The organism is Bacillus sp. FDAARGOS_235, from assembly GCF_002073415.2.
GTDB classification, from domain to species: Bacteria; Bacillota; Bacilli; order Bacillales; family Bacillaceae_G; genus Bacillus_A; species Bacillus_A toyonensis.
Map to the genome: position 1 here is coordinate 1,572,537 of NZ_CP020437.2, position 23,875 is coordinate 1,596,411.

At 36.8% G+C, this 23,875-nt stretch carries 27 protein-coding genes, 1 pseudogene and 1 other annotated feature; of the genes and pseudogenes, 5 read left to right on the forward strand and 23 right to left on the reverse strand.

From position 1 onward, the window contains the following. Nucleotides 1–212 precede the first annotated feature (212 nt). Together A6J74_RS09715 and pssA are read left to right on the forward strand one after the other, a co-directional pair. Nucleotides 213–2,099 (forward strand): LTA synthase family protein, encoded by a 1,887-nt coding sequence (locus A6J74_RS09715; protein WP_000939071.1) that lies wholly within the window; start codon nt 213–215, stop codon nt 2,097–2,099. Nucleotides 2,100–2,280: 181 nt separating this feature from the next. Further along, nucleotides 2,281–2,982, forward strand: coding sequence for a CDP-diacylglycerol--serine O-phosphatidyltransferase (gene pssA, locus A6J74_RS09720; protein ID WP_000285424.1), 702 nt, complete (start codon nt 2,281–2,283; stop codon nt 2,980–2,982). Nucleotides 2,983–3,080: 98 nt separating this feature from the next. Here pssA and A6J74_RS09725 read toward each other — a convergent pair whose 3' ends face one another. From A6J74_RS09725 to A6J74_RS30670, 21 genes and pseudogenes are all read right to left on the reverse strand, one after another. Further along, entirely contained in the window at nt 3,081–4,052 is a 972-nt protein-coding gene (locus A6J74_RS09725) for a 2-hydroxyacid dehydrogenase family protein (protein WP_001062842.1), read from the reverse strand. A gap of 144 nt (nt 4,053–4,196) precedes the next feature. Then, nucleotides 4,197–4,364 (reverse strand): YozQ family protein, encoded by a 168-nt coding sequence (locus tag A6J74_RS09730; protein WP_001118881.1) that lies wholly within the window; start codon nt 4,362–4,364, stop codon nt 4,197–4,199. A 67-nt stretch (nt 4,365–4,431) separates the two neighbouring features. Beyond that, nucleotides 4,432–5,451 carry a histidinol phosphate phosphatase domain-containing protein gene (locus A6J74_RS09735; RefSeq protein WP_000861853.1) on the reverse strand — a complete coding sequence of 340 codons (1,020 nt, stop codon included), beginning with the start codon at nt 5,449–5,451 and terminating at the stop codon, nt 4,432–4,434. 12 nt (nt 5,452–5,463) lie between these two features. Continuing rightward, on the reverse strand, nt 5,464–5,787 hold the full coding sequence (gene hisE / locus A6J74_RS09740; protein ID WP_000390407.1) for a phosphoribosyl-ATP diphosphatase: 324 nt from the start codon (nt 5,785–5,787) through the stop codon (nt 5,464–5,466). Between the two features lie 10 nt (nt 5,788–5,797). Further along, complete coding sequence (gene hisI / locus A6J74_RS09745; protein WP_000803970.1) at nt 5,798–6,103, reverse strand: phosphoribosyl-AMP cyclohydrolase; 306 nt, start codon at nt 6,101–6,103, stop codon at nt 5,798–5,800. Further along, nucleotides 6,100–6,858, reverse strand: coding sequence for an imidazole glycerol phosphate synthase subunit HisF (hisF, locus tag A6J74_RS09750; RefSeq protein ID WP_000880098.1), 759 nt, complete (start codon nt 6,856–6,858; stop codon nt 6,100–6,102). The genes hisI and hisF overlap by 4 nt, the downstream gene beginning before the upstream one ends. Then, nucleotides 6,852–7,571, reverse strand: coding sequence for a 1-(5-phosphoribosyl)-5-[(5-phosphoribosylamino)methylideneamino]imidazole-4-carboxamide isomerase (gene hisA / locus A6J74_RS09755; RefSeq protein ID WP_000402302.1), 720 nt, complete (start codon nt 7,569–7,571; stop codon nt 6,852–6,854). The genes hisF and hisA overlap by 7 nt, the downstream gene beginning before the upstream one ends. Further along, complete coding sequence (gene hisH, locus A6J74_RS09760) at nt 7,544–8,173, reverse strand: imidazole glycerol phosphate synthase subunit HisH (protein WP_000560640.1); 630 nt, start codon at nt 8,171–8,173, stop codon at nt 7,544–7,546. Before hisH ends, hisA begins: the two co-directional genes overlap by 28 nt. Continuing rightward, a complete protein-coding gene (gene hisB / locus A6J74_RS09765) occupies nt 8,174–8,758 on the reverse strand; it encodes an imidazoleglycerol-phosphate dehydratase HisB (RefSeq protein WP_001249957.1) in 585 nt (194 codons plus the stop codon). It abuts the gene before it with no gap. Further along, a complete protein-coding gene (hisD, locus tag A6J74_RS09770) occupies nt 8,758–10,047 on the reverse strand; it encodes a histidinol dehydrogenase (RefSeq protein ID WP_000402925.1) in 1,290 nt (429 codons plus the stop codon). The genes hisB and hisD overlap by 1 nt, the downstream gene beginning before the upstream one ends. Nucleotides 10,048–10,058: 11 nt before the next feature. Then, nucleotides 10,059–10,694 carry an ATP phosphoribosyltransferase gene (hisG, locus tag A6J74_RS09775; RefSeq protein ID WP_001244463.1) on the reverse strand — a complete coding sequence of 212 codons (636 nt, stop codon included), beginning with the start codon at nt 10,692–10,694 and terminating at the stop codon, nt 10,059–10,061. Next, on the reverse strand, nt 10,670–11,932 hold the full coding sequence (locus tag A6J74_RS09780) for an ATP phosphoribosyltransferase regulatory subunit (protein WP_000170308.1): 1,263 nt from the start codon (nt 11,930–11,932) through the stop codon (nt 10,670–10,672). Before A6J74_RS09780 ends, hisG begins: the two co-directional genes overlap by 25 nt. A 308-nt stretch (nt 11,933–12,240) precedes the next feature. Beyond that, nucleotides 12,241–12,822: a 3-isopropylmalate dehydratase small subunit gene (gene leuD, locus A6J74_RS09785; protein WP_000433201.1), complete on the reverse strand. Its 582-nt coding sequence runs from the start codon at nt 12,820–12,822 to the stop codon at nt 12,241–12,243. Then, nucleotides 12,800–14,194: a 3-isopropylmalate dehydratase large subunit gene (gene leuC / locus A6J74_RS09790; protein WP_000520118.1), complete on the reverse strand. Its 1,395-nt coding sequence runs from the start codon at nt 14,192–14,194 to the stop codon at nt 12,800–12,802. Before leuC ends, leuD begins: the two co-directional genes overlap by 23 nt. Continuing rightward, on the reverse strand, nt 14,194–15,258 hold the full coding sequence (gene leuB / locus A6J74_RS09795) for a 3-isopropylmalate dehydrogenase (protein WP_000415349.1): 1,065 nt from the start codon (nt 15,256–15,258) through the stop codon (nt 14,194–14,196). The genes leuC and leuB overlap by 1 nt, the downstream gene beginning before the upstream one ends. A 77-nt stretch (nt 15,259–15,335) precedes the next feature. Next, nucleotides 15,336–16,856: a 2-isopropylmalate synthase gene (leuA, locus tag A6J74_RS09800; protein ID WP_000809591.1), complete on the reverse strand. Its 1,521-nt coding sequence runs from the start codon at nt 16,854–16,856 to the stop codon at nt 15,336–15,338. A gap of 1 nt (nt 16,857) precedes the next feature. Next, entirely contained in the window at nt 16,858–17,868 is a 1,011-nt protein-coding gene (gene ilvC, locus A6J74_RS09805) for a ketol-acid reductoisomerase (RefSeq protein ID WP_001151718.1), read from the reverse strand. Between the two features lie 26 nt (nt 17,869–17,894). Then, a complete protein-coding gene (gene ilvN, locus A6J74_RS09810; RefSeq protein ID WP_000822948.1) occupies nt 17,895–18,404 on the reverse strand; it encodes an acetolactate synthase small subunit in 510 nt (169 codons plus the stop codon). Continuing rightward, nucleotides 18,401–20,101, reverse strand: coding sequence for an acetolactate synthase large subunit (ilvB, locus tag A6J74_RS09815; protein ID WP_000095847.1), 1,701 nt, complete (start codon nt 20,099–20,101; stop codon nt 18,401–18,403). Before ilvB ends, ilvN begins: the two co-directional genes overlap by 4 nt. A gap of 73 nt (nt 20,102–20,174) precedes the next feature. After that, nucleotides 20,175–20,402 (reverse strand) — a binding site (T-box leader). 16 nt (nt 20,403–20,418) lie between these two features. Beyond that, complete coding sequence (gene ilvE / locus A6J74_RS09820) at nt 20,419–21,315, reverse strand: branched-chain-amino-acid transaminase (RefSeq protein ID WP_001005494.1); 897 nt, start codon at nt 21,313–21,315, stop codon at nt 20,419–20,421. Nucleotides 21,316–21,456: 141 nt separating this feature from the next. Then, a pseudogene (locus A6J74_RS30670) lies at nt 21,457–21,672 on the reverse strand (hypothetical protein). Nucleotides 21,673–21,731: 59 nt separating this feature from the next. On the opposite strand from A6J74_RS30670, the gene A6J74_RS09830 reads away from it, so the two are divergent. Together A6J74_RS09830 and A6J74_RS09835 are read left to right on the forward strand one after the other, a co-directional pair. Further along, on the forward strand, nt 21,732–21,971 hold the full coding sequence (locus A6J74_RS09830; RefSeq protein ID WP_000752506.1) for a DUF3911 family protein: 240 nt from the start codon (nt 21,732–21,734) through the stop codon (nt 21,969–21,971). Nucleotides 21,972–22,057: 86 nt separating this feature from the next. Beyond that, on the forward strand, nt 22,058–22,297 hold the full coding sequence (locus tag A6J74_RS09835; protein ID WP_000101012.1) for a YkuS family protein: 240 nt from the start codon (nt 22,058–22,060) through the stop codon (nt 22,295–22,297). Nucleotides 22,298–22,678: 381 nt separating this feature from the next. Here the strand turns inward: A6J74_RS09835 and A6J74_RS09845 are convergent, their stop codons facing one another. Together A6J74_RS09845 and ytfJ are read right to left on the reverse strand one after the other, a co-directional pair. Beyond that, nucleotides 22,679–22,768 (reverse strand): hypothetical protein, encoded by a 90-nt coding sequence (locus A6J74_RS09845; RefSeq protein WP_000608227.1) that lies wholly within the window; start codon nt 22,766–22,768, stop codon nt 22,679–22,681. 111 nt (nt 22,769–22,879) lie between these two features. Beyond that, nucleotides 22,880–23,347, reverse strand: a complete 468-nt coding sequence (gene ytfJ, locus A6J74_RS09850; RefSeq protein WP_002038268.1) for a GerW family sporulation protein — start codon at nt 23,345–23,347, stop codon at nt 22,880–22,882. 109 nt (nt 23,348–23,456) lie between these two features. Between ytfJ and A6J74_RS09855 the strand changes: the two genes are divergently transcribed. After that, complete coding sequence (locus A6J74_RS09855) at nt 23,457–23,849, forward strand: hypothetical protein (protein WP_002038267.1); 393 nt, start codon at nt 23,457–23,459, stop codon at nt 23,847–23,849. Nucleotides 23,850–23,875: the final 26 nt, after the last annotated feature.

The window sequence follows — 23,875 nt, forward strand, 5'->3', positions numbered from 1 at the left end:
TAATCGCGCATAGAAATTCTATTTTATTGTCTCCTACTTCTCTTTTTCTACTCAATTGTTGCAAAAAAAGCCCACAACCCTCTTTAATTTTCGTATAATGATACTCATAGTATAATAATCATAATAACAAAAGACTGTTCGTATATATAAAGTGAGGCGCTAATCAAACCGGCTCGCAAGAACTGTCATGCTTTCTAGGAGAGGAGTATATTATGCTACAACATCTGTTTCCAAAATTACGATTTGCACTCGTTGCAGTCGTTTTATTATGGATTAAAACATATATTGTGTACAAGCTAGCGTTTGATATTAAAATTGATAACTTCTTTGAAGAATTTATGCTGTTTATTAATCCACTAGCTGCGTTACTTTTATTTTTCGGTTTAGCTTTATTTGCATCTAAGCATCGAAATCGAATTATAATTGGAATTAGTTTTATACTGTCATTTATTTTATTTGGAAATGCAATGTTTTATGGGTTTTATAACGATTTCGTTACCTTCCCGGTTTTATTCCAAACAAATAATATGGCTGATTTAGGGACGAGCATAAAAGAGCTCTTTACGTACAAAACATTACTTTTATTTGCAGATGCAATTATTTTAATGTTTATTTCACGTAAATTCCCATCATTTGGTGATAAAACACCACTTTCACGATCTGAGAAGAGAACTTTCTTTAGCGGTGTAACTGCGTTATTAGCACTACAAATTGTTGTTTCAGTTATTTATAAGCCACAAATGTTCTCACGCTCATTTGACCGTCAAACTGTCGTGAAAAATTTAGGGTTATACACATATCATCTATTTGATATTACGCTTCAATCTAAGTCTTCGGCTGAACGTGTATTCGCAAGTGGCGACGGATTCTCTGAAATTAAAAACTATACAGATGCAAAAGATAAGCAAGTTGATAAAAACTTATTTGGAGCTGCAAAAGGTAAAAATGTAATTTTAATTTCAATGGAATCTACACAAAGTTTTGTTATTAATAAAAAAATAAATGGAAAAGAAATTACTCCATTTTTAAATGAATTTATTAAAGATAGTTTTTATTTCGATAACTTCTATCATCAAACGGGACAAGGTAAAACTTCTGATGCTGAATTTATCGTTGAAAATTCACTTTATCCGTTAGACCGTGGTTCTGTATTCTTTACTCATGCAACAAATGAGTATACTGCCACACCAGAACAATTAAAGAAATACGGATATTCTTCTGCTGTCTTCCATTCAAACGATAAAACGTTTTGGAATCGTGACGTAATGTATCCTGCGCTTGGTTATGACCGTTACTTTAATTTAAATGATTACGTAGGTACGGAACAAATGTCTGTTGGTTGGGGATTAAAAGATAAAGAGTTCTTTGAACAATCTATTCCAAAGTTAAAATCTTTACCGCAACCGTTCTATACAAAATTTATCACTTTAACAAACCATTTTCCATTTCTTCTAAATCCAGAAGATCAATATGTTGATGAGTTTAATTCGGACAGTGGTGTTTTAAACCGTTACTTTCCAACTGTTCGTTACACGGATGAAGCTCTTAAATTATTTATTAAACAGTTAAAAGATGAAGGACTGTATGATAATTCAGTTATTGTCATTTATGGTGATCATTACGGTATTTCTGAAAACCATAACGCAGCTATGGCCCAGTTCCTTGGGAAAGACGCTATTACACCGTTTGATTCTATGCAATTACAACGCGTCCCTCTCATTATTCATGTGCCAGGTCAAGAAGGAAAAACGATTTCTAAAGTATCCGGTCAACTTGATATTAAACCAACGCTCCTTCATTTACTTGGGATTAAAACAAATCAATCCGTTGAATTTGGAACGGACTTATTTATTAAAGAAAAAGATCCACTTATGGTAATGCGTGATGGTAGTTTTGTTTCGGAAGATTATGTTTATACAAAAAACATGTGCTATAAACGAAATACAGGTGAAGAAGCTGCTATATCACTATGTCAGCCGTATATTGAAAAAGCAAAAACAGAATTAAAATTATCCGATAAACTCATTTATGGAGATTTATTACGTTTCGATCCTAACAATCGATATAAAACCGGAACGATGACAACAAAATTTGAATAGTGCAAGAAGCAACTTTATAAAAGTTGCTTCTTTTTCTACTTATTTTCCAAATCATTCTCCCATGAAATCTTTCACAAATTGGTAATTTCTTTCGTATGAGGAAGAAATTTATGGTATGATAAAATAAGTAAACTTTCATACACTAATTAAGAATTTATTACAGAAAGCAAGGGATCAGATTTTGTATAGAGCAGCTATTCCAAACTTATTTACGCTCGGAAATTTATATAGCGGATTTTTATCAATCGGCTATGCATCTTTAGGATATTATAAATCAGCTGCTATTTTAGTACTTATCGGGATGATGTTAGATAGTCTTGATGGTCGTGTTGCTCGTTTATTACGCGTTGATTCACAAATGGGAAAAGAGCTTGATTCACTCGCAGATGTCGTAACATTTGGTGCAGCACCAGCTGTTTTAATGTATTACACATCTTTCTCAAACTACGGAATCATCGGATTATACATAGCGGGATTATTCCCTCTTTTCGGAGCATATCGTTTAGCACGATTTAATGTAACACCATCTTCTACTTCAATGAAATATTTCACTGGAGTACCGATTACAGCAGCGGGAGGGCTTGTTGCTTTCTTAACATTATTTTCACATACCATTCCCAAAATCGTTCTTATTACAGTCTTTGTAACGTTCGCATTTTTAATGGTGAGTCGTATTCGTATCCCAAGTTTAAAAGATGTACCAATTCCAAGATATAGCATCATTATTACATTATTTTTAGTTGGAATCATTATCACAATGTATCAAACAGGGATCGGTAATTTTTCTGTTTTCTTATTCATTGCTATTCCACTATATATTTTGTATATGCTATCTCAATTTATTAGACAAAGACCGTCTAAAAAAGCGAATAAAGAAAAATAATAAAAACAAAAACCTTCCGTATTCGGAAGGTTTCTTTTTATCCCACTATTTGCGGACAACCTGATTAATCGGGAGGCCTTACAAATGAAAGTCTCACTTTATTTTGTAACTAATACTTTTGGATTTACAGGTGTTACAGGTTCTTCACCGTTTAATACAGCTAAAATATTTCTTACTGCCATTTCAGCCATCGCATCACGAGTTTCGAATGTTGCATTCCCTACGTGAGGAGCAAGTACCACATTCTTTAATCCTTTTAGTTCTTCCGTAATTTTCGGTTCAAATTCAAATACGTCAAGAGCTGCTCCTTCAATTTCTTTCGTTTTTAATGCATAAGCAAGTGCTAATTCATTCATAATTGGTCCACGCGAAGCATTTATAATATATGCTGTCTTCTTCATCATTTTAAACTGTTCTTCATTGATCATATGATGTAATTTTGGATTATAGGCACAGTTAATTGTAATAAAATCTGCCGTTTGTAACAGCTCTTCTAATGTTACATATGTCGCTTCTAGTTCAGATTCAGCTTCAAACTTACGATTTGGTCCTGTATATAAAACGTTCATTCCAAATGCTTTCGCACGCTTTGCAACTGCCTTCCCGATTTCTCCAAGACCGATAACTCCAATTGTCTTACCGTGTACTTCGCGGCCCAAGAAAAATAATGGCGCCCATCCGTTAAATCCAGTTGTACGACATAACGTATCTCCTTCAGGAATTCTACGTGCTGCTGCTAAAAGAAGTGCAAATGTTAATTCTGCTGTCGCTTCAGTTGATACTTTCGGTGTATTCGTTACCGCAATCCCTTTTTCTCCTGCATGCAAGTAATCAATATTATCGTAGCCAGCACCATAGTTTGCAACAATCTTTAAATTAGGTGCCGCATCTATAACTTCTTTCGTCACCTTTGTAGAAAGTAAGCTTAACAATGCATCTTTATCTTTTACACGCTCTGTTAATTCATCTAAAGAAATTAACTCTTCTTTATCATACATTTCTACATCATGATCTTTTAATAGTTCTAATCCGATTTCTGGAATTTTCCCTGCTACTAATATTTTTGCCACTACTAACACCTCTTCTATAGAAAATAAGATATCTCTTATATTTCATTGTAAGAAATCCACTTATAAAAACCAAGGAATTTGATTATAGTTTTGAAAATCGACACTTTTCCATGAAAAAAGAGGAGATGCAACTCCCCCCTCTTCTTACGCTTTTTCCTGCGATTCTTTTCCGAGCTTCACATCAATTGTTCCTTCTGCAACTGTATCGCTAATTTGCTCCTCAATAACTGATTGAGATGTAGCATTCGTTTCAGAAGTATAAGCTTGTTGCTGTGCACCTTGTACATTTTGTTTATTTTGTTGTTTCGCCATTTCTTACCCTCCTTTTTTTCTTTCTTATTTTGAACAAAAAGGAATGTTTTCATCAAAAAATCGTGGTTCATTTTGAAATTGTTACTTCTTCTTCAAGTAGTCTCATTACTCTTGCTCGTTTCGTAAATGTTGCGATATGAGTAATACCGTGAGTTCGTAATGTTTGCACATTTTCTTTTACGTATTTCCCTAAATCATTCGGATAATGAGCATCTGAAGAAATAGTAATGGGAACACCATGTTTAGCTAACACTTGTAAATACAGTGGACTCGGGCACATTTCCCGTACAGGATAACGATAGTACAATCCCGCATTTATTTCTGTTGCGGTATTGGTTTCTACTAATGCACGGGCTATTTTCTTATAATAAGAAAGCTGTTCATTCTCATCCAACCTGTAATTAAATACTTTTATGTTATCAAGGTGGGCTATAATATCAAATAACTCGGAACGAACTGCACTCTCAACTGTTTTGAAAAACGTATCATATAGTATATGTAAATCATGCTCTTCAAAATATTCTTTCGTATCTGGATTATCAAACCCCCAGCCGTTTAAAAAATGAACAGACCCAATTACATAATCAAAGTCTCCTAGTGCTAACAATTCTTTTAGCTCTTCTTCACAGCCAATAAAATAATCCGCTTCAATTCCAAGTTTAAGTGTAACGCCTCTTTTACTCCATCGTTCTTTCGCCTCTTCAATCGACTTTGTAAAATCGTATAGTGAAACTACTCTTACTTGGTCTAACCATTCCTTCTGTAAACGCCCAAGCTTCGAATCACTAATATTCACATATTTTTCATAATATACTTTCGACTCATGAAAGCGGTATAAATGATCCACAATCCCAACTTCTTTTATACCTTTTCGCAATGCCTCTTCTAAATATAAATCAATCCATTTCGCTGTAAATGGTCCTTCCTTCACACGTCTTTGCAGGCGTTCTTGCGTCTTCATAAGCCATTCGATAGAATGTCTTTCTTCTTGAAGCGGCTCATAATATTGTAGCGTTTCATTTATTTTGGCAAGCCAACCTATTGAATAAGGCCCTTCTTCTAAATGAAGATGATAATCCACTTTCATACATATTCCCCCTTATAACGTATCTATTTCTTTTCGTTCCCCTACTCTCGAAAGCTTTCCATTTCTTTCTTTCACTTCTTCCATAACATCTTCTAGTGAAATATTTTTTTCGGCTAATAGAACAAAACAGTGATAAAACACATCAACCATTTCTTTTACTAGTTCTTTTTTATCATTATTTTTAGAAGCAATGATCACTTCAGAGCACTCTTCCCCAATTTTCTTTAAAATTTTATCTTCTCCTTTTGAAAATAAATAATTTGTATATGATTCTGGCACTGGATTTTCCTTTCGGTCTTCAATTGTTTCAAATAATAATTTAAGGACATCTTCCATCTTCATCCCCCTATATAACTTTATAATGAAAACATGTTTTCTCTCCCGTATGACAAGCAGGTCCTACTTGCTTTACAACAACTACAATTGAATCTTGATCACAATCTAAATAAAGGGATTGAACATACTGCATATTGCCCGATGTTTCTCCTTTATTCCATAACGATTGTCTTGAGCGAGAATAAAACCACGTCCTTTTTGTTTCTAACGTCTTTTCATACGCTTCTTCATTCATGTAAGCGAGCATTAAAACTTCTTTCGTATCTTCCTCTATCACCACTGCTGGTAATAACCCTTTTGAGAAGTTAGGCTTCATAGTCGCACCTCAACGTTTGCTTCTCTTAATTTTCTCTTTACATCCTGCACAGTCTCTTCACCATAATGAAAGATTGATGCTGCTAGCGCTGCGTCGACTGTTGTCTTTTTAAATACCTCTATAATGTGATCCGCATGACCACATCCTCCTGATGCAATTACCGGGACGGAAACGCTACTTGAAATTGCTTCTGTTAACTGAAGATCGTATCCATCCTTCGTTCCATCTGCATCCATACTCGTTAGCAAAATTTCTCCTGCCCCTAATTGTACGGCGTGCTTCGCCCATTCGATTGCATCCATTCCTGTATCAACCCTCCCGCCATTTACGTATACATTCCATTTACCTTCTGCTACTTTTCTAGCATCGATTGCTACAACAATACATTGCGAGCCAAAATGTTCTGCACCTTCCTGAATTAGTTTTGGATTCCGTACTGCTGCTGAATTAATTGAAATTTTATCCGCACCGGCTCGTAGCAGATTGTATATATCTTGAACATTAGAAATCCCCCCACCTACTGTAAGAGGAATAAATATTTTTGAGGCAGTTTTTTCTACAACATCTATCATCGTTTTTCGCCCTTCATGTGTCGCAGTAATATCTAAAAATACAATTTCATCTGCTCCCGCATCATTATATAAAGCCGCTATTTCAACAGGATCACCGACATCTTGTAATCCTATAAAATTTACACCCTTTACGACTCGCCCTTCTTTCACATCTAGACATGGAATAATTCGTTTCGCTAACATAGCTTTGTTACCTCTAGCACTTCTTCTAAATCAATTGTATTCTCGTAAAGAGCCTTACCAATGATAACACCATGTATATTCATATCATTTAACCTTTTCACATCTTGAATAGACGCCACTCCTCCAGAAGCAATGAGACGAATACCCACACTTTTTTGCAGTAACCCTAATTGCTCAAAATTTGGTCCTGCAAGTGTCCCATCTCTCGAGATGTCTGTAAATACAATCGTTTGAACACCTATACTCTCCATTTGCTTCGCTAAATGAATATAAGAAATTTCAGACACATCAAGCCAACCTCTCGTTGCTACGAAACCATTTTTCGCATCAATTCCAACAATTATTTTCTCTTTATATAGCCGAACTGCTTCCTCTAAAAATGACTTATCATAAAGAGCAGCTGTTCCTAAAATGACTTTTTCTACACCTGCTAACAATAACTTCTCCACTGCTACAAGCGATCGAATCCCTCCTCCAACTTGCACAGGAATACGTACCGCCCTGCATATTCTTTCAATGATAAACAAATTTAAAGACTCTCCAGCAATTGCACCGTCTAAATCAACAATGTGTAATATTTTCGCTCCAAGCTTTTCAAATATGATCGCTTGCGCAACCGGATCTTCATTCATAACCGTTTCTTTACTAAACTCTCCTTGATAAAGTCTGACACATCGCCCTTCTTTTAAATCGATAGCTGGGAAAATTTCCATGCTTCTACCACCCCTTTAAAATTCTTTAAAATTTGTATTCCGACTTCCCCACTTTTTTCAGGGTGAAACTGCGCTCCAAATACATTTCCTTTCGCTACAAAACCAGGTACTTGCACCCCATACTCGCTTGCCCCATACACAATCCCCTTTGGACAATCTGCATAATAAGAGTGGACATAATATACGAAAGAACCGTCTTCTATTCCATTCCAAAGTGGTATTTCTCCTTCTTTCTTCAATTCATTCCATCCCATATGTGGAATTTTATAAGGCACTTTTAATTTCCGAATAACACCTGGCAATAAACTTAATCCGCTACAGTCTTTTAATTCCTCACTTTTTTCAAATAAAAGTTGCATACCTAAACATATACCAAGGAACGGTTTCCCTAAATTCCCAATCTCTTTTAGCACAAATACTAATTTTTTTTCTTCTAGAACGTCCATCGCTTTCGGAAATGCCCCTACTCCTGGTAAAATAACGCCATCACTTCTCAATATTTCCTCTCTATCATCCGTTACGATATACTCTGCTCCAATATATTTTAATGCCTGTTCCACACTACGAATATTTCCCATCCCATAATCTACAATAGCAATCAATTACAACATCCCCTTCGTTGAATTTACACCAGTAATGTTGTCATTTTTTTCGACTGCCTCTCTAAGCGCTCGACCAAATGCCTTAAATAAAGCTTCAATTTTGTGATGTGTATTACTTCCGTATAAAATACGAGCGTGTAACGTAATATTTGCTGCATGAGCAACTGCTCTAAAAAACTCTTCCGTTAATTCTGTGTCAAAATCGCCTAATTTCGGATTTGTTAACTCGCCTTGAAACACAATATAGGAACGTCCACTTATATCAATTGCGACAAAACCTAAAGATTCATCCATCGGTACATATGCGGAACCGTACCTATTAATACTCTCTTTATTTTGCAGTGCTTCTTTCAAGCAATTTCCGAGTACAATTCCAACATCTTCAACCGTGTGATGTGCATCGACAAACACGTCACCTTCAGCTTCAATTTGTAAACCAAATCGTCCATGCCTTGCAAATAAAGTTAGCATATGATCAAAAAAACCTACTCCTGTTTGAATAGAAACATTCGTACTTTCATCAAGCTGCAAACTTAATTTAATTTTTGTTTCTGTCGTTTCACGTACTTGACTCGACTGTCGCATTATTCTTCCTCCTCAAATCTCATTTGGACTGCTCTTGCGTGTGCATATAAACCTTCTTTATTTGCAAGTTCTACAATATGATGTTGTACATTTTTTAACGCTTCCTCTGTATAAGAAAGAAAGCTTGATTTTTTTACGAAATCATCGACTGATAACGGGGAGAAAAATCTTGCTGTTCCACTTGTCGGTAAAACGTGATTCGGTCCTGCCAAATAATCGCCGAGCGGCTCTGGTGCATATGGCCCAAGGAAAATAGAGCCTGCATGTTTCACATAAGCTAGAGCATTCATTGGCTCTTTTATATGTAACTCTAAATGTTCTGGAGCTATTTCATTTGATAACTTTAGTGCCTCATCTAAAGAAGAAACGATAAAAATGGCTCCATTTCTTTTTATTGATTCACGAGCGATTTCACTTCTTGGTAATGTTTCTAACTGTCTTTCTATCTCTCTTCCTACTTCTTTAGCTAGTTCTATATTCGTTGTAATACAAATCGCTGTTGCCCTCTCGTCATGTTCTGCTTGCGATAATAAATCAGCAGCGATATATTTGGCATTGCCTGTTTCATCAGCGATAACTACAATTTCTGATGGCCCAGCAATCATATCGATATTTACTATTCCGTATACTTCTCGCTTCGCTAAAGCAACGTACAAATTTCCCGGTCCAACTATTTTATCCACTTTCGGAATCGATTCCGTCCCATACGCTAAAGCAGCGATTGCCTGGGCACCACCAGCCATATAAACTTCATCTACACCTGCAAGACCTGCGGCAGTTAATATATGCGGGTCAATTCCTCCTTGCCTTGGCGGTGTTACCATTACAATTTTTTTCACACCTGCCAGTTTGGCTGGCAATACATTCATTAATACTGAAGAGGGATACGATGCCTTCCCGCCTGGCACATATACACCTACATTTTCTAACGGTCTAATGAGCTGCCCTCTAATTATCCCATCACTTTCGCAATCAAACATAGATTGCCTCTTTTGCTTTTCATGATATGAGATAATGTTTTTCTTCGCCTCTTGTAGCGCCTCTAAAAAAGAAAGTTCTACAAACGCACTTGCTTGTTTTATTTCTTCTTCACTTACACGAAAAGTTTTAACATCCGCACCATCAAGCTTTTTTGTATAGAAAGATAAAGCCTCATCTTTACTTTCTCTTACGTTTTGAACGATTTCCCTTACACTTCTTTGAACAGTTTCTTCTATTATATTAGCGTTTTCTCGCAACACTTTTATTTTGGATAATGCCTCCTTGAAGTCTTCATAAATGATCTCCATTGTAAGCCCTCCTATTTCCCTGATAAAATTTCTTGCTCCATCATATTTATAATACTGAATATTTCGTCTTTTTTAGTTTTTAAAGCTGCCTTATTTACAATCATTCGAGCGGATATAGAATACATTTCCTCAAATACAATGAGCCCATTCTCTTGTAGTGTTTTTCCTGTTTCAACAATATCAACAATCGCATCTACTAATCCAAGAAGCGGAGCAATTTCTACAGAACCTTCTATTTTTATGATTTCTACATCTTCTCCCTTTTCGTGAAAATAATTGGAAGTGATGTGTGGATATTTCGTAGCAATTCGTTTCTTTCGGTAACTCTTCGGATTATACGTAGGAATAGAAGCGACACAAAATTTACACATACCCACTCCTAAATCCAACATTTCATATATATCTTTTTCATTTTCCATTAAAATATCTTTTCCAACGATCCCAATATCAGCTACTCCATGTTCTACATAAGTAGCAACATCAACCGCTTTTACTAAAATAAATGAAATGTTTGTATTTTTACTTTGAAAGACAAGCTTTCTCCCTTTATCTTTAAGCTCTGAACAATCAATTCCAATTTTCTCAAACAGCGGAATAACATGTTTCTCTAATCTTCCTTTCGTTAACGCAATTTGAATGTTACGCATGAAGTCTCCCCTTCTTTCTGAACGACCCATTTCTCTTTCCATACATATTCCACCAATGATTCATTCCTTGCCTCAACGACCGTTACTATTTTATTGTTTCTTGCAAATTGAAATGTGTCGTTTAAATTAGAGAATAAAGATAACTGGGCATTCTTCCCGTCCTTTCGAAGTAAGTTTCTTAACCTTTCAGCTTCCGCTAATCTATTTAATTCATAATGTATCATCATATTTATTGGCTCTCGTTCATAAGATTCTTGTTGCTCTTGAAGTGCCTTGACTATTTGATTTACTTGCACCGCGAGGCCAACCGCTGACACCATCTCTCCAAAATTCCCAATTAACTCATCGTATCTTCCACCACTAACAATCTCTTCTCCAATTTCATATATATACCCTTTGAAAATAATACCCGTATAATAGTCCAAATGTTGAATCATGCCTAAATCAATGGATATATAAGGTCCATAGCCTAGCCTTTCAACCGCTTCATATATTTCTTTCACTCTTGCAATGGCCATTTTCATTTCATTACTTGAGGCGAGTTTTTCTGCTTCCTCAATAACCTCTAAATTCCCAAATAACCTTGGTAATTTCTCAAGTAATTTTACTGTTTCATCGCACCGATCTAATTTCTTTTCTCCGATAAAATTTGAGAGAGCAGCATAATTTTTGCTTTCTATATACGTTCTAAGTACTCTCTCTTCTTCATCATGAATAGAGAGCTTTTTTACAATACATTTATATAACTCTACCTGCCCAATTTCGATTGTAAAAGATTGTACCTTCAACCTTTGTAGTGCTTGCATTACACTTATCACACATTCAATTTCAGCTCTTACATTATCAATCCCGATAATTTCAATACCACTTTGTACAATTTCATTATATTTTCCAGACAGAGACTCATTCGCCCGAAATACATTTCCACTATATGTCACCTTAAGAGGCGTATCCCACCTTTGCGTTCCAATTACTCTCGCTAAAGGAATCGTCATATCTGGACGTAACACGATAATCCGTCCCTTTTCATCAAAAAATTTATACATCTTCTCTTCATCTATCGGCCGATTTTGAAAAGCAAACACATCATAAAATTCAATTGTAGGTGTCCTTATTTCCTCATAGCCTCTCTCTAAAAATGTACGTCTTAATTTTTGTTCCACTTCTTCAATTAACGTACATTCTTCAAATAAGTAATCTCTCGTTCCATTCGGATTTGCCCGCTTCCACTTTGTCATCTGAATTCACACGCCCTTCCCTTTCTAATGTATGCCCATTCCATTCACCCAAACCGAAAATAAAAAGAGCCTTGTAGACAAAATACCTACAAGGCTCTTTAGTAGAGTGTAGGTACAACGGGAATAACCCTTGTGCCTACACGTTTTCACGTTAGGTTCAAGGGTTTCATGTATGATGATGTAGTTGTGTAAGCATTTTAATAGATTGTACGATATTCATAATACTTACTCCCTTTCTCCTCTGATTTTTCCATATTATATAACAGTTAATTCTGAATGTAAATACATTTTTAATATTCCGTTATTTCTTAATATAAAGCTACTTTTCTTTCATACTCTTCAATTTCTTGTTCATATTGCATCGTAATGGCAATTTCATCTAGACCATTTAATAATTTTTCTTTCCACATTTTCTCGATTGTAAAATGAAACCTGTGCGTATTTGTAGTAATGACTTCATTCTCTAAATCGACTTCTATTTGATCTCTCGCATTTATTTTAGCAAGTTGTTTACGCATCTCTTTATCCATTACAATCGGTAACATACCATTCTTCATACAATTCATATAAAAAATATCTGCAAATCCCCCTGCGATAATAACGCGGAAACCATAATCAGCAAGGGCCCACGGAGCATGCTCTCTTGAAGAACCGCATCCAAAATTATCACCTGTAATTAATATACTTGCTCCCTTTCGTTCTTGTGCATTAAGGGGAAAATTAGGATTTTCATGGCGCTCATTATCGTAACGCCACTCATCAAATAAATACTTTCCAAATCCTGTCCTTTCAATTCTCTTTAAGTATTGTTTCGGAATAATTTGATCTGTATCAATGTTATCATTCATAAGTACTGCGGCAGTACCTTTATGAATACGAAATGGCTCCATCGTAACTCTCCTTTCTAATATCAACAAAATGCCCATATAATGCAGCAGCTGCTGCCATAGCTGGACTTACTAAATGTGTTCTTGCCCCTTTCCCTTGCCTTCCTTCAAAATTACGATTTGAAGTAGACGCACAATGTTCTCCTTCAGGTACTTGATCTGGATTCATCCCAAGGCACATTGAGCATCCAGGCTCTCTCCATTCAAACCCCGCTTCTTCAAATATGTGATGTAAGCCTTTTTGCATTGCCCGCTCTCTCACACTTTTTGATCCTGGTACAACGAGTGCCCGCACACCTTCTTTTACCTTTTTCCCTTTTACAACGGATGCAGCAATTTCTAAGTCAGATAAACGTGAATTTGTACAAGAACCAATAAAGACATGCTTAACAGGAATTTCAAACGTACTTTGTCCAGGACTCAATCCCATATATGAAAATGCTCTTTCATCATTTTCGTTATGCTTTTCTGGTAACTTTTCATCAATAGGAACACCCATACTAGGATTTGTTCCCCAAGTTACGTATGGAGCTAGACTCGTAACATCTATTGAAATATGTAAATCATAAATCGCATCTGAATCCGTATAAAGCTCCGAACATTTTTCCGTGAAAGATTCATAGTCTTTTGGTGCATATTTACGCCCTTTTACATAAGAAAATGTTTTTTCATCCGGTGCAATAATGCCTGCTTTCGCTCCTCCTTCAATTGCCATATTACAAAGTGTCATTCTCTCCTCCATTCCCATATCACGAATCGTCTCTCCGTAGAATTCCATTACATACCCAGTCCCAACCGCTACACCGTACTTTGAGAGAAGATGTAAAATAATATCCTTTGCATAAACGCCTTTCGGTAACTTTCCTGTTAATTCAATCCCCATCGCTTTCGGTTTTCGTTGCCACAACGTTTGAGTTGCTAATACATGTTCTACTTCACTCGTACCAATACCAAACGCTAGCGCACCGAAAGCACCGTGAGTTGCTGTATGGCTATCACCACAAACAATCGTTTTCCCTGGTTGTGTGAGTCCAAGTTCCGGCCCGATAACATGAACGATTCCTTGCTCTTCATCACCAATATCAGCTAATCGCACCTCAAATTGTTTACAATTTTCACGAAGTGTATCCAATTGCTGCTTCGCAATGCGATCGGTAATATTCCAAATATCTTTCGTTGGAATATTATGATCCATCGTTGCAAACGTTAATTCCGGTCTCCGAACAATTCGATTTGCAAGCCGCAAGCCTTCAAAGGCTTGCGGTGAAGTTACTTCATGAATAAGATGAAGATCGATATATAATAAATCCAATCCATTTTCATTTGTTGTAACTACATGCCTTTCCCAAAGTTTATCTAGCAACCTTTTCCCCATTATCTTCCTCTCCCTACTAGTGCCTGCTCTTCCATTTCTTGAACAACCGCCTTCGTAAATGAAGTTGTCGTCTCATCTCCCCCAATATCAACTGTACATTTTCCAGATTGAAGAACTGCAGAAATTGCCTCTTCAATCGCATATCCTTCTCTCGTTAATCCAAATGATTGCCCAAGCATCATCGCAACCGAACGCATCATCGCAATTGGATTCACTTTATTTTTCCCTGCAATATCCGGTGCTGAACCGTGAATAGGCTCATATAAAGAAGGCCCGTTTTCCGCATGACTCGCTGATGGAAGCATTCCTAATGACCCTGCTAATACAGAAGCCTCATCACTTAAAATATCACCAAACAAATTCTCTGTTACGATAACATCAAATCTCTTTGGGTTCCGAATTAACTCCATAGCAGCTGCATCTACTAAAATATGCTCTAACTCAACATGAGGATAACGAAGAGCGACTTCTTCCGTAACAGTTCTCCATAATTTACTAGATTCTAAAACATTCGCCTTATCAATAGACGTTACTTTTTTCGATCTCTTACTCGCTAATTGAAAAGCATAAGAAACGATACGTTCAATTTCATGACGATGATACGTAAGTGTATCCGTTGCGACTTCTTCCGTTCGCTCTTTCGGATAAGAAAAATAAATACCACCTGTTAATTCACGAACGACAACGAAGTCAATTTCATCAGCATTTTTTAATGGGGATAAATGCGAAGTTGAGCTTTCTACCGTTACAGGGCGAACATTCGCAAATACACCAAGTCCTTTTCTTAAAGCTAATAATCCTTTCTCCGGTCTTTCTTTCGCACCATCCCAACGAGGTCCACCAACTGCCCCAAGTAAAACCGCATCACTCGCTAAACAAGCGGCAAGTGTTCGCTGTGGTAATGGTTGCCCCGTTAAATCAATAGCAACACCACCAAAGTGCTCATCTTGCAAATGAAAATGATGCCCATATAGTCTCTCTACCATATGCAATACTTCCTTTGCACTTTCCATAATTTCCGGGCCGACACCATCACCAGCTAAACAAACGATACGTTTTTCCAATTTTAACACTCCTTTTAACTGAATTTTCAGAACTTTATTTTGATAGGTGAGGAAAGCTTCACTCACCTATCAAACCCTTATTTTACAAGCGCTATAAACGATTTCAATTTTCCAGCTGCATGAACATATGCTCTCGCCGATGCTTCCAATACGTCTTGCGCAACACCAAAACCTGATACTTGATGCGTTCCTTCTTTTAATTCAACATGAACATGAGCAAGTGCGTCTTGACCTTGTGTAATAGATTGTATGCGATAATCTGCCAATTCACATTCTAATCCTAAAATTCTTTGGATTGCATTGTATATTGCTTCAATACTTCCAGAACCAGTCGCTGCATCTTCGTATATAGTTCCCGCCTCATCTTTCAATACAACTGTCGCACACTGTGTACTATTCGATACGAAGTGTACTTGCAATTGCGTAATGTTATATTGCTGCGCTGCAAAAGCTGCTTCACCAAGCATAAGTGCACGTAGATCTTCTTCCGTAATTTCCTTTTTACGATCAGCTAATTTTTTAAACGCTTCAAACACCACATCGCGTTCTTCGTTTGTAAATTCATAGCCTAGTTCTTTCATTTTTTCTGTAAATGCGTGACGCCCAGAATGTTTGCCAAGTACAAATAGGTTTTGAGATTCTCCTATAAGTGCTGGTTCAATGATTTCATATGTTGTCACTTCTTTTAAAACACCATCCTGATGAATGCCTGATTCGTGAGCGAAAGCATTCGCTCCCACAATCGCTTTATTTTTCGGTACAACCATACCCGTTAACCTACTTACTAATGTACTTGTCGATTTAATCTCTTTTAGCGTCATCGAAGGCTCCGCCTTATAGAAATCTTTTCTAATATGAAGAGCAACTGCGACCTCCTCTAGTGCAGCATTCCCTGCTCTTTCTCCAATGCCATTAATCGTTCCCTCTACTTGCAGTGCTCCACCTTCAACCGCAGCTAACGAATTTGCCACCGCCATCCCAAGATCATCGTGGCAATGACAAGAGAAAATCGCTTTTTCATATGAAGGAACGGATTCTTGTAAGTATTTAAATAAGGAATAGTATTCTTCTGGGTTCGTATAACCTACTGTGTCTGGAATATTGATTACATTCGCTCCTGCACGAATCGCAACTTCTACTGCTTCAGCTAAAAAATCTCTTGATGTTCTTGTCGCATCTTCTGCAGAAAATTGCACTGTCGGAAATAAAGATCTCCCAAGCGTAACCGAGCGATAAATACTATCTAACACATCTTCTTTTGACATACAAAGTTTATATTTCATATGAATATCACTCGTAGCTAAAAATACATGTAAACGAGGAGATACAGCACCTTTCACAGCTTCATATGCTCTTCGAATATCACTTTCTTTCGCTCTAGCTAAACTCATAACTGTAGCATTTTGAATGGTATTTGCGATGCGCTTTACCGATTGAAAATCGCCTTCGGAAGCTGCTGCAAAGCCAGCTTCCATGACATGAATACCTAGTCTCTCTAATTGCCTTGCAATTTGCAATTTCTCTTGTTCATTTAAATTCACTCCTGGTGATTGTTCGCCATCACGTAGCGTCGTATCCATGAACAAAATCTGCTTCATATTATTTGACCCCTGCCTTTACTCGCGGCTGTACGAAAGGCATCATTTCACGTAATTTACGTCCAACTACTTCGATTTCATGTTCATTCTCTTTCTCATTTGTCGCATGGAAATTTGGTTTTCCTGCTTTATGCTCTGCAATCCAACCTCTTGCAAATGTACCATCTTGAATTTCGGCTAGCACTGCACCCATCGCTTTCTTCGTATCTTCCGTTACAACACGTGGTCCTGATACGAAGTCGCCCCACTGCGCTGTATCTGAAACTGAATATCTCATATTTTCAAGTCCACCTTCATACATAAGGTCAACAATAAGTTTCAGTTCATGTAAACATTCAAAATATGCAAGTTCAGGCTGGTATCCTGCATCAACTAGCGTTTCAAATCCAGCTTTTACTAGCGCAGTTACTCCGCCGCAAAGTACAGCTTGCTCTCCAAATAAATCTGTTTCTGTTTCTTCTTTAAACGTCGTTTCTAATACGCCCGCTCTCGTCGCTCCAATTCCATCAGCATAAGAAAGTGCCTTTTCAGTCGCAACTCCTGTCGCATCTTGATATACGGCAAATAATGCAGGAACGGCTCCGCCTTCAGCAAACGTACGGCGTACAAGATGCCCCGGACCTTTAGGCGCTACTAGAAATACATCTACATTAGCTGGTGGTTTCACTTGATCAAAGTGAACATTAAATCCGTGTGCAAAAACGAGAGAATTTCCTGCCTGTAAATTTGGTGCAATTTCCGCTTCATATACTTCTGGCTGCAGTTCATCAGGTAATAAAATCATTACTAAATCAGCCTGCTCCGCTGCTTCTGCTACTGTATATACAGAAAATCCATCTTCTTTCGCTTTATCCCAAGATTTACCTTTTTTTAAACCTACTACTACATCAAATCCGTTATCACGCAAGTTTTGCGCATGCGCATGACCTTGCGAGCCATATCCGATGATTGCTACTTTCTTTTCTTTTAATACATTTACCGTTACATCTTTCTCATAATAAACCTTTGCCATTTTCATTTCCCCCTATATTTAAATGATTATTGAATTAACATAACTTGCTTATCTTGTTTTTTCATACTACGCGTAAATGCTGTTACACCCGTTCTAGCAATTTCTTTCAAACCGTATGGACGAAGTAATTCAATTAATGCTTCTACTTTCTCCTGCGTACCAGTTACTTGCACAACTATGGAATCCTTCCCAACATCTATTACAGCGGCTCGAAACGGTTCAATTAAACTATATAATTCTGCTCTTGCTACTGATGTTGCGACTTTAATAAGTGCAAGTTCTCTTGCGATCATCGCTTCTTCTGTAATATCTGACACTTTCAAAACATCAATTTGCTTATGAAGTTGTTTAATTAACTGCTCCACTTGCTGTTCATTTTCAACGTGTACAACAATTGTCATCCGTGATATGTCCGATGATTCTGTATGACCTACTGAAATACTTTCAATATTAAAATGTCTTCGTGTCATAACACCTGTAATTCGGTTTAACACACCACTTTGATTTCGAACTGTCGCTGTAACAATTCTCTTCACCTTTTTTCCACTCCCTCCATTTGGTGAACACCTTTCCCTGGCGCAACCATCGGCATTACCTTTTCTGATTGAAGTACACGGCAATCAATTACGACCGGTTCTTGTAATTCAATCGCATGCTGTATTTGCTTCTTTGCAAGAAGTGGATCATCTATGCGAACTCCTTTTATGCCATACGCATTCGCAAGAGCGACGAAATCTGGTTGACACGACAGTAAAGAGTGCGAGTATCTTTGATTATAAAATTCATCTTGCCATTGTCTTACCATTCCTAAAGCTTCATTATTTAAAATAAAAACTTTAACAGGTAAGGAATGTTCTTTTAAGACACTTAATTCTTGCAGGGTCATTTGAAATCCAGCGTCACCGACAATTGCAATAACTAGTTCCTCAGGCTTTGCAATTTGCGCCCCAATTGCTGCTGGAAATCCGAAGCCCATCGTTCCTAATCCACCTGAAGTTACCCATTTATCTGGATTTTTCAGCGGATAATATTGTGCGGCCCACATTTGATGTTGCCCAACATCTGTTGTTACAATCGCTTCTCCTTTCGTAAGTTCATATAACATATCAATTGCGTATTGAGGTTTAATACTTTCAGAATTTCGTTTGTAAGAGAGTGGATATTTTTCTTTTCTACCCTTTAATAAAATGAGCCAATCATGATGATTTTCTTTCTTCCCTTCTGATTGAAGTAATACTTTCAAAGCTCGCTTAGCACTTGCAACAATAGGAATTTCAGTCGGCACATTTTTTCCAATTTCTGCTGGATCAATATCGATATGTGCAACAGTCGCCTCTTTAGCAAAATAAGCTAAATTCCCAGTAAGACGATCATCAAATCTCGCACCAATATTGATCAGTAAGTCGCATTCATATAGCGCCATATTGGCTGTGTAAGAACCATGCATTCCTCCCATCCCTAGAAATAGTCCATCATCTGGCGGAAAACCACCAAGACCAAGTAACGTATGCACAACAGGAATTTCATATTTACGAGCAAAACTTGTTAATTCTTTCGAAGCTTTCGCATGCAATACACCTGCTCCAGCTAAAATTAACGGTTTTTTTGAAATCTCAATTGCTTGTAATAATTTGTTTATTTGGAGTAGATTCGGTTCATAATTAGGGTTGTACCCTGGTAAATCCATTTGCACGTCACTACATCGTTCCCCTTGTTCTACTACCATATCTTTCGGAAGATCAATTACGACTGGACCTGGTCTTCCAGTTCTAGCGATATGAAATGCTTCTTTAATAATTCGAGGTAAATCCGAGGCCTTTCGCACTTGATAATTATGTTTTGTTACTGGCATCGTAAGCCCCATAATATCCGCTTCTTGGAAAGCATCACTTCCAATTAACGTTGTTGCTACTTGCCCTGTAAATACAACAAGTGGCAATGAATCAATCATCGCATCAGCTAGACCAGTAATAACATTTGTAGCACCAGGCCCGCTTGTTGCAATTACAACCCCTGGATTTCCAGTAATTCTGGCATACCCTTCAGCTGCATGAATGGCCCCTTGCTCATGCCTTGTTAAAATATGCGGAATTTCACAGTCATAAAGCGCATCATAAAGAGGTAAAACGGCACCACCCGGATAACCGAAAATCACTTCTACGCCTTCCTTTTCTAGCGCTTCTAACAATAGCTGTGCACCAGTTGCCAGTTTCTCTTCCGTTTTTGAAGACATTGTTCTTATAAGCCCCCTTTTTAAAAAAATTTATAAATAAAAAAAATCCTACGTCCACACTCCAGCTATGTGCTGAAGGGACGAAAGATTTCGCGGTACCACCCTTCTTCGCAAGAATACTCTTGCCTCAGTGACCCATAAATGAGTCTAGCTAATAACGGAGCTACCGTCTAAGCCTAACCAAATGCTTCAGCTTAGCACTCAAGGGCGATGTTCGTCGACGTGAACCATCGGTTTCCAGCAACCACCGACTCTCTGTGAGGCTTCACAATCAACTACTCCTCCCTATCAACGCTTTCTCATTTCATAAAGAGTTATTATCCAACTTTATTTTCTTCGTAAATTTTCTCTCCATCTTCTACAACTAATTTACGGAATTCTTCTAGTAAACGATTCGTATGTAGTCCCGTTTTTCCTAAACCAATCGTCCTACCATCTACTGTCGTAACAGCAATAACTTCAGCAGCTGTTCCTGTTAAAAATACTTCATCAGCTACATATACATCGTGTCTTGTAAATAACTCTTCTCTTACGTCATACCCAAGTTTTTCGCCGATTTCTAAAATTGCGTTTCGTGTAATACCTTCTAACGCTCCAGCAGAACTTGGTGGTGTAATTAATTTATTTCCTTTTACAATAAATACGTTATCTCCTGAACCTTCAGCTACGTATCCTTGATCATTTAACATAAGTGCTTCTTGTACTCCAGCTAATTTCGCTTCAATACGAACTAAAATATTGTTTAAATAATTTAAAGATTTTACTTGAGGTGATAAAACATCTGGTCGATTTCGGCGCGTTGCAACTGTTACAACTGGAATCCCCTTTTCATAATATTCTTGTGGGAATAAAGATAGTTGTTCTGCAATTACTACTACATTCGGTGTCTTACAAGAATCAGGATCTAACCCAAGATTTCCTGCTCCTCTCGATACAACAAGGCGAATGTATCCATTAGATAATTTATTTTTTCGAATCGTCTCAACAACAATATTCGTTACTTCATCTAACGAATATGGAATTTCTAACATGATGGATTTCGCTGATTCATATAACCGGACAAGATGCTCTCTCAAACGGAAAACATTACCGCTATAAACTCTAATGCCTTCAAACACTCCATCGCCATATAAATAGCCATGATCATATACTGAAACTTTTGCTTCGTCTTTTGGAACAAATTCTCCATTTAAGAAAATCCATTGTTCGTTCACTGGAAAGCGCCTCCTATGTTCTATGAATTTTTTATTGTTTCCTAGTTTACTCTCCTTTCTAAATAAATCAAGTGAATTTTTAGAAAATTTTTAATTTTTAATCGTACGTACATCTTTAATCATATTGATTTAACAACATTGTTAACGTTTACAAAAAGTCAAAAAATTTTTTTCGCCAATTTCCACTAAAAAAAATATTTGTTTAAAAGAAGGATTTTCTCTAAGAGGTACGAATCTATTGTATTCAATAAACGGACGTCCGATTTTATAAATTCGGGAATATATAACGACTTTTGCTGAAAAAGGGGGAAAATAAAAAAATTAGTGCTGTGTAAAAATAACATTCATATTTTTCATTTCGAAATCATAATCCTATTTTTAAAAAACAATTTGTCAAAATGAAGGAGGAAATAAATATGGCGTGTGTACAAATTAAAGGAACGAGACAAGAGGTAGTTGAAATGCTACAACTATTTGATCTAATGGATACGAAAGGTTTTTGTAAATTCGATAATTATGTAGAGGTAGAACCGAATAACAAAGAACATAATAATTTTATCGCTTCAATCGATATTCAATCTAATCCTTCTTCCGCACAGGATACATTAAACGATCAATTCGTTAGTCAAATGCTTACTGGTGTTTATAACGACTAAACAAATATATGCTTCCTACCATCTTTTCATAAATATATGCTATAGACTTGAGCATACTAGCAACTAGATGGTAGGAGGTGAGAATTATGGCTAGAATTGGCGTTGAAAACTCATTAACAGATGTTCAACAAGCTCTTCAGCAACAAGGACATGAAGTCGTTACACTTAACTCAGAAAATGATGCACAAGGCTGCGATTGTTGTGTTGTAACTGGGCAAGATTCTAATGTGATGGGGATTGCAGATACATCAATAAAAGGATCGATAATTACAGCTCATGGTTTAACAACAGATGAAATTTGTCAGCAAGTTGAGAACCGTATTTAAAAGTCATTTCTCATTATGGTATAACACACAAAAGAAAGAGGACTCCTTTTAAAAAAGGAGTCCTCTTTTTTATATTCACCTAACGGGAAAGTAACATATACTGGATGAAAGCCCTACCTCTCTCTCATCATTACGGTTCCAATGACCGCTCCTTGATTCACTAGTATACATATATGGCTTACAAATACAATTTATAGGGTTTGTTCACAAAAGTTGTTGATAAAATTACCCGATCTTTCGCAAACTTTTCGTATTGTATTCATAAGAGATATTTACTTTACACTAGCTGTAACCGAGACACGAATTAAAATTTTAACACCAATACAGTAACTTGTCAATATTTTTTACAAATTAAAAACAGACAGTAACGGTTTGTCTGTTTTAGAATGGAGCTTTTTCTTTTATTACATATACAACAAAGCCGCTTACTAACATAAATAAGCCAACTACTAAGTTTTTAATATTAATCATACATTCCTCTCCCTTATTCCACACATCTTATTATATATTTCCATTTCAATTATTCCGATCATCCTAAAGCGCACTTTTTCTAATATATCACAATTCCTAAAAATTGCAAGTTCACTTTTGACGACCATTCACAAATTTATCTACAGTACTTGGTACAGTGTTTAAAGCTTTTTCAATTAAATGTGTACTACTGTTAAGATGCAATACTTGTACTCCGTTAGAACCAACTACTAAAAAAGCAACGGGACTAATGGAAACCCCAGCCCCACTTCCGCCTCCAAATGGATGCCCTGGCTTATTCTCTTTATGCTGACCTTGTCCACCATTATGTTTTTCAGTAATGAAATCCCCTTTAAAATCACTTCCACCAGCTCCAAAACCAAACGCCACTTGAGATACTGTTAATACTACATTTCCGTCAGCTGTCGAAACCGGACTTCCAACAATCGTATTTACATCTACCATCTCTTTTAAATTTGTCATTGCTGTTTTCATTAAATTTTCAATTGGATGTTCCATTATGTACTGCACCCTTTCCTCATTATTCCTTTTTATACTTTCCAAAATAGAGGAAGTCATACTAACTTTTCCTATTTCAAAAAAACAATTTTCTTCTACATGGATATTACTCCCTGCCTATCCTCGGATAAAAAAGAAAAAGAGATACATACTACTATTGAACCTTGTTATGAAAGGAGTCATGACTTTGACTGAGAAATTTGATGATTACAAAAAAAGAGATAGAATAGATAGTGATTATAGTGACTATAAAGAAGAATATGCAGCTGAAGTTGCACCACAGCGCATTGATTATGATTACGATAAGAAAGAAGATAAAGATGATGTAAGATCGTCTGCCGCTGGATCAACTGCCGGTTTTATCGCTCTTGCCTTATCTATATTATCACTCTTCACCTTCCCAACACTATTTGGTCTTGTTTCTGTGTTACTAGGAATTTACGCTTATAATCGCGGAGCTACTGTAACTGGTGGTATCGCTGCCATTGTTGGTGGAATTGCTGCACTCATCGCGATTTTATTCCGTGTAGCACTTATCGGTTTATTGTTCTCCCTTTTTTAAAAAGAAAAAGGTATCTCGCTTTATGC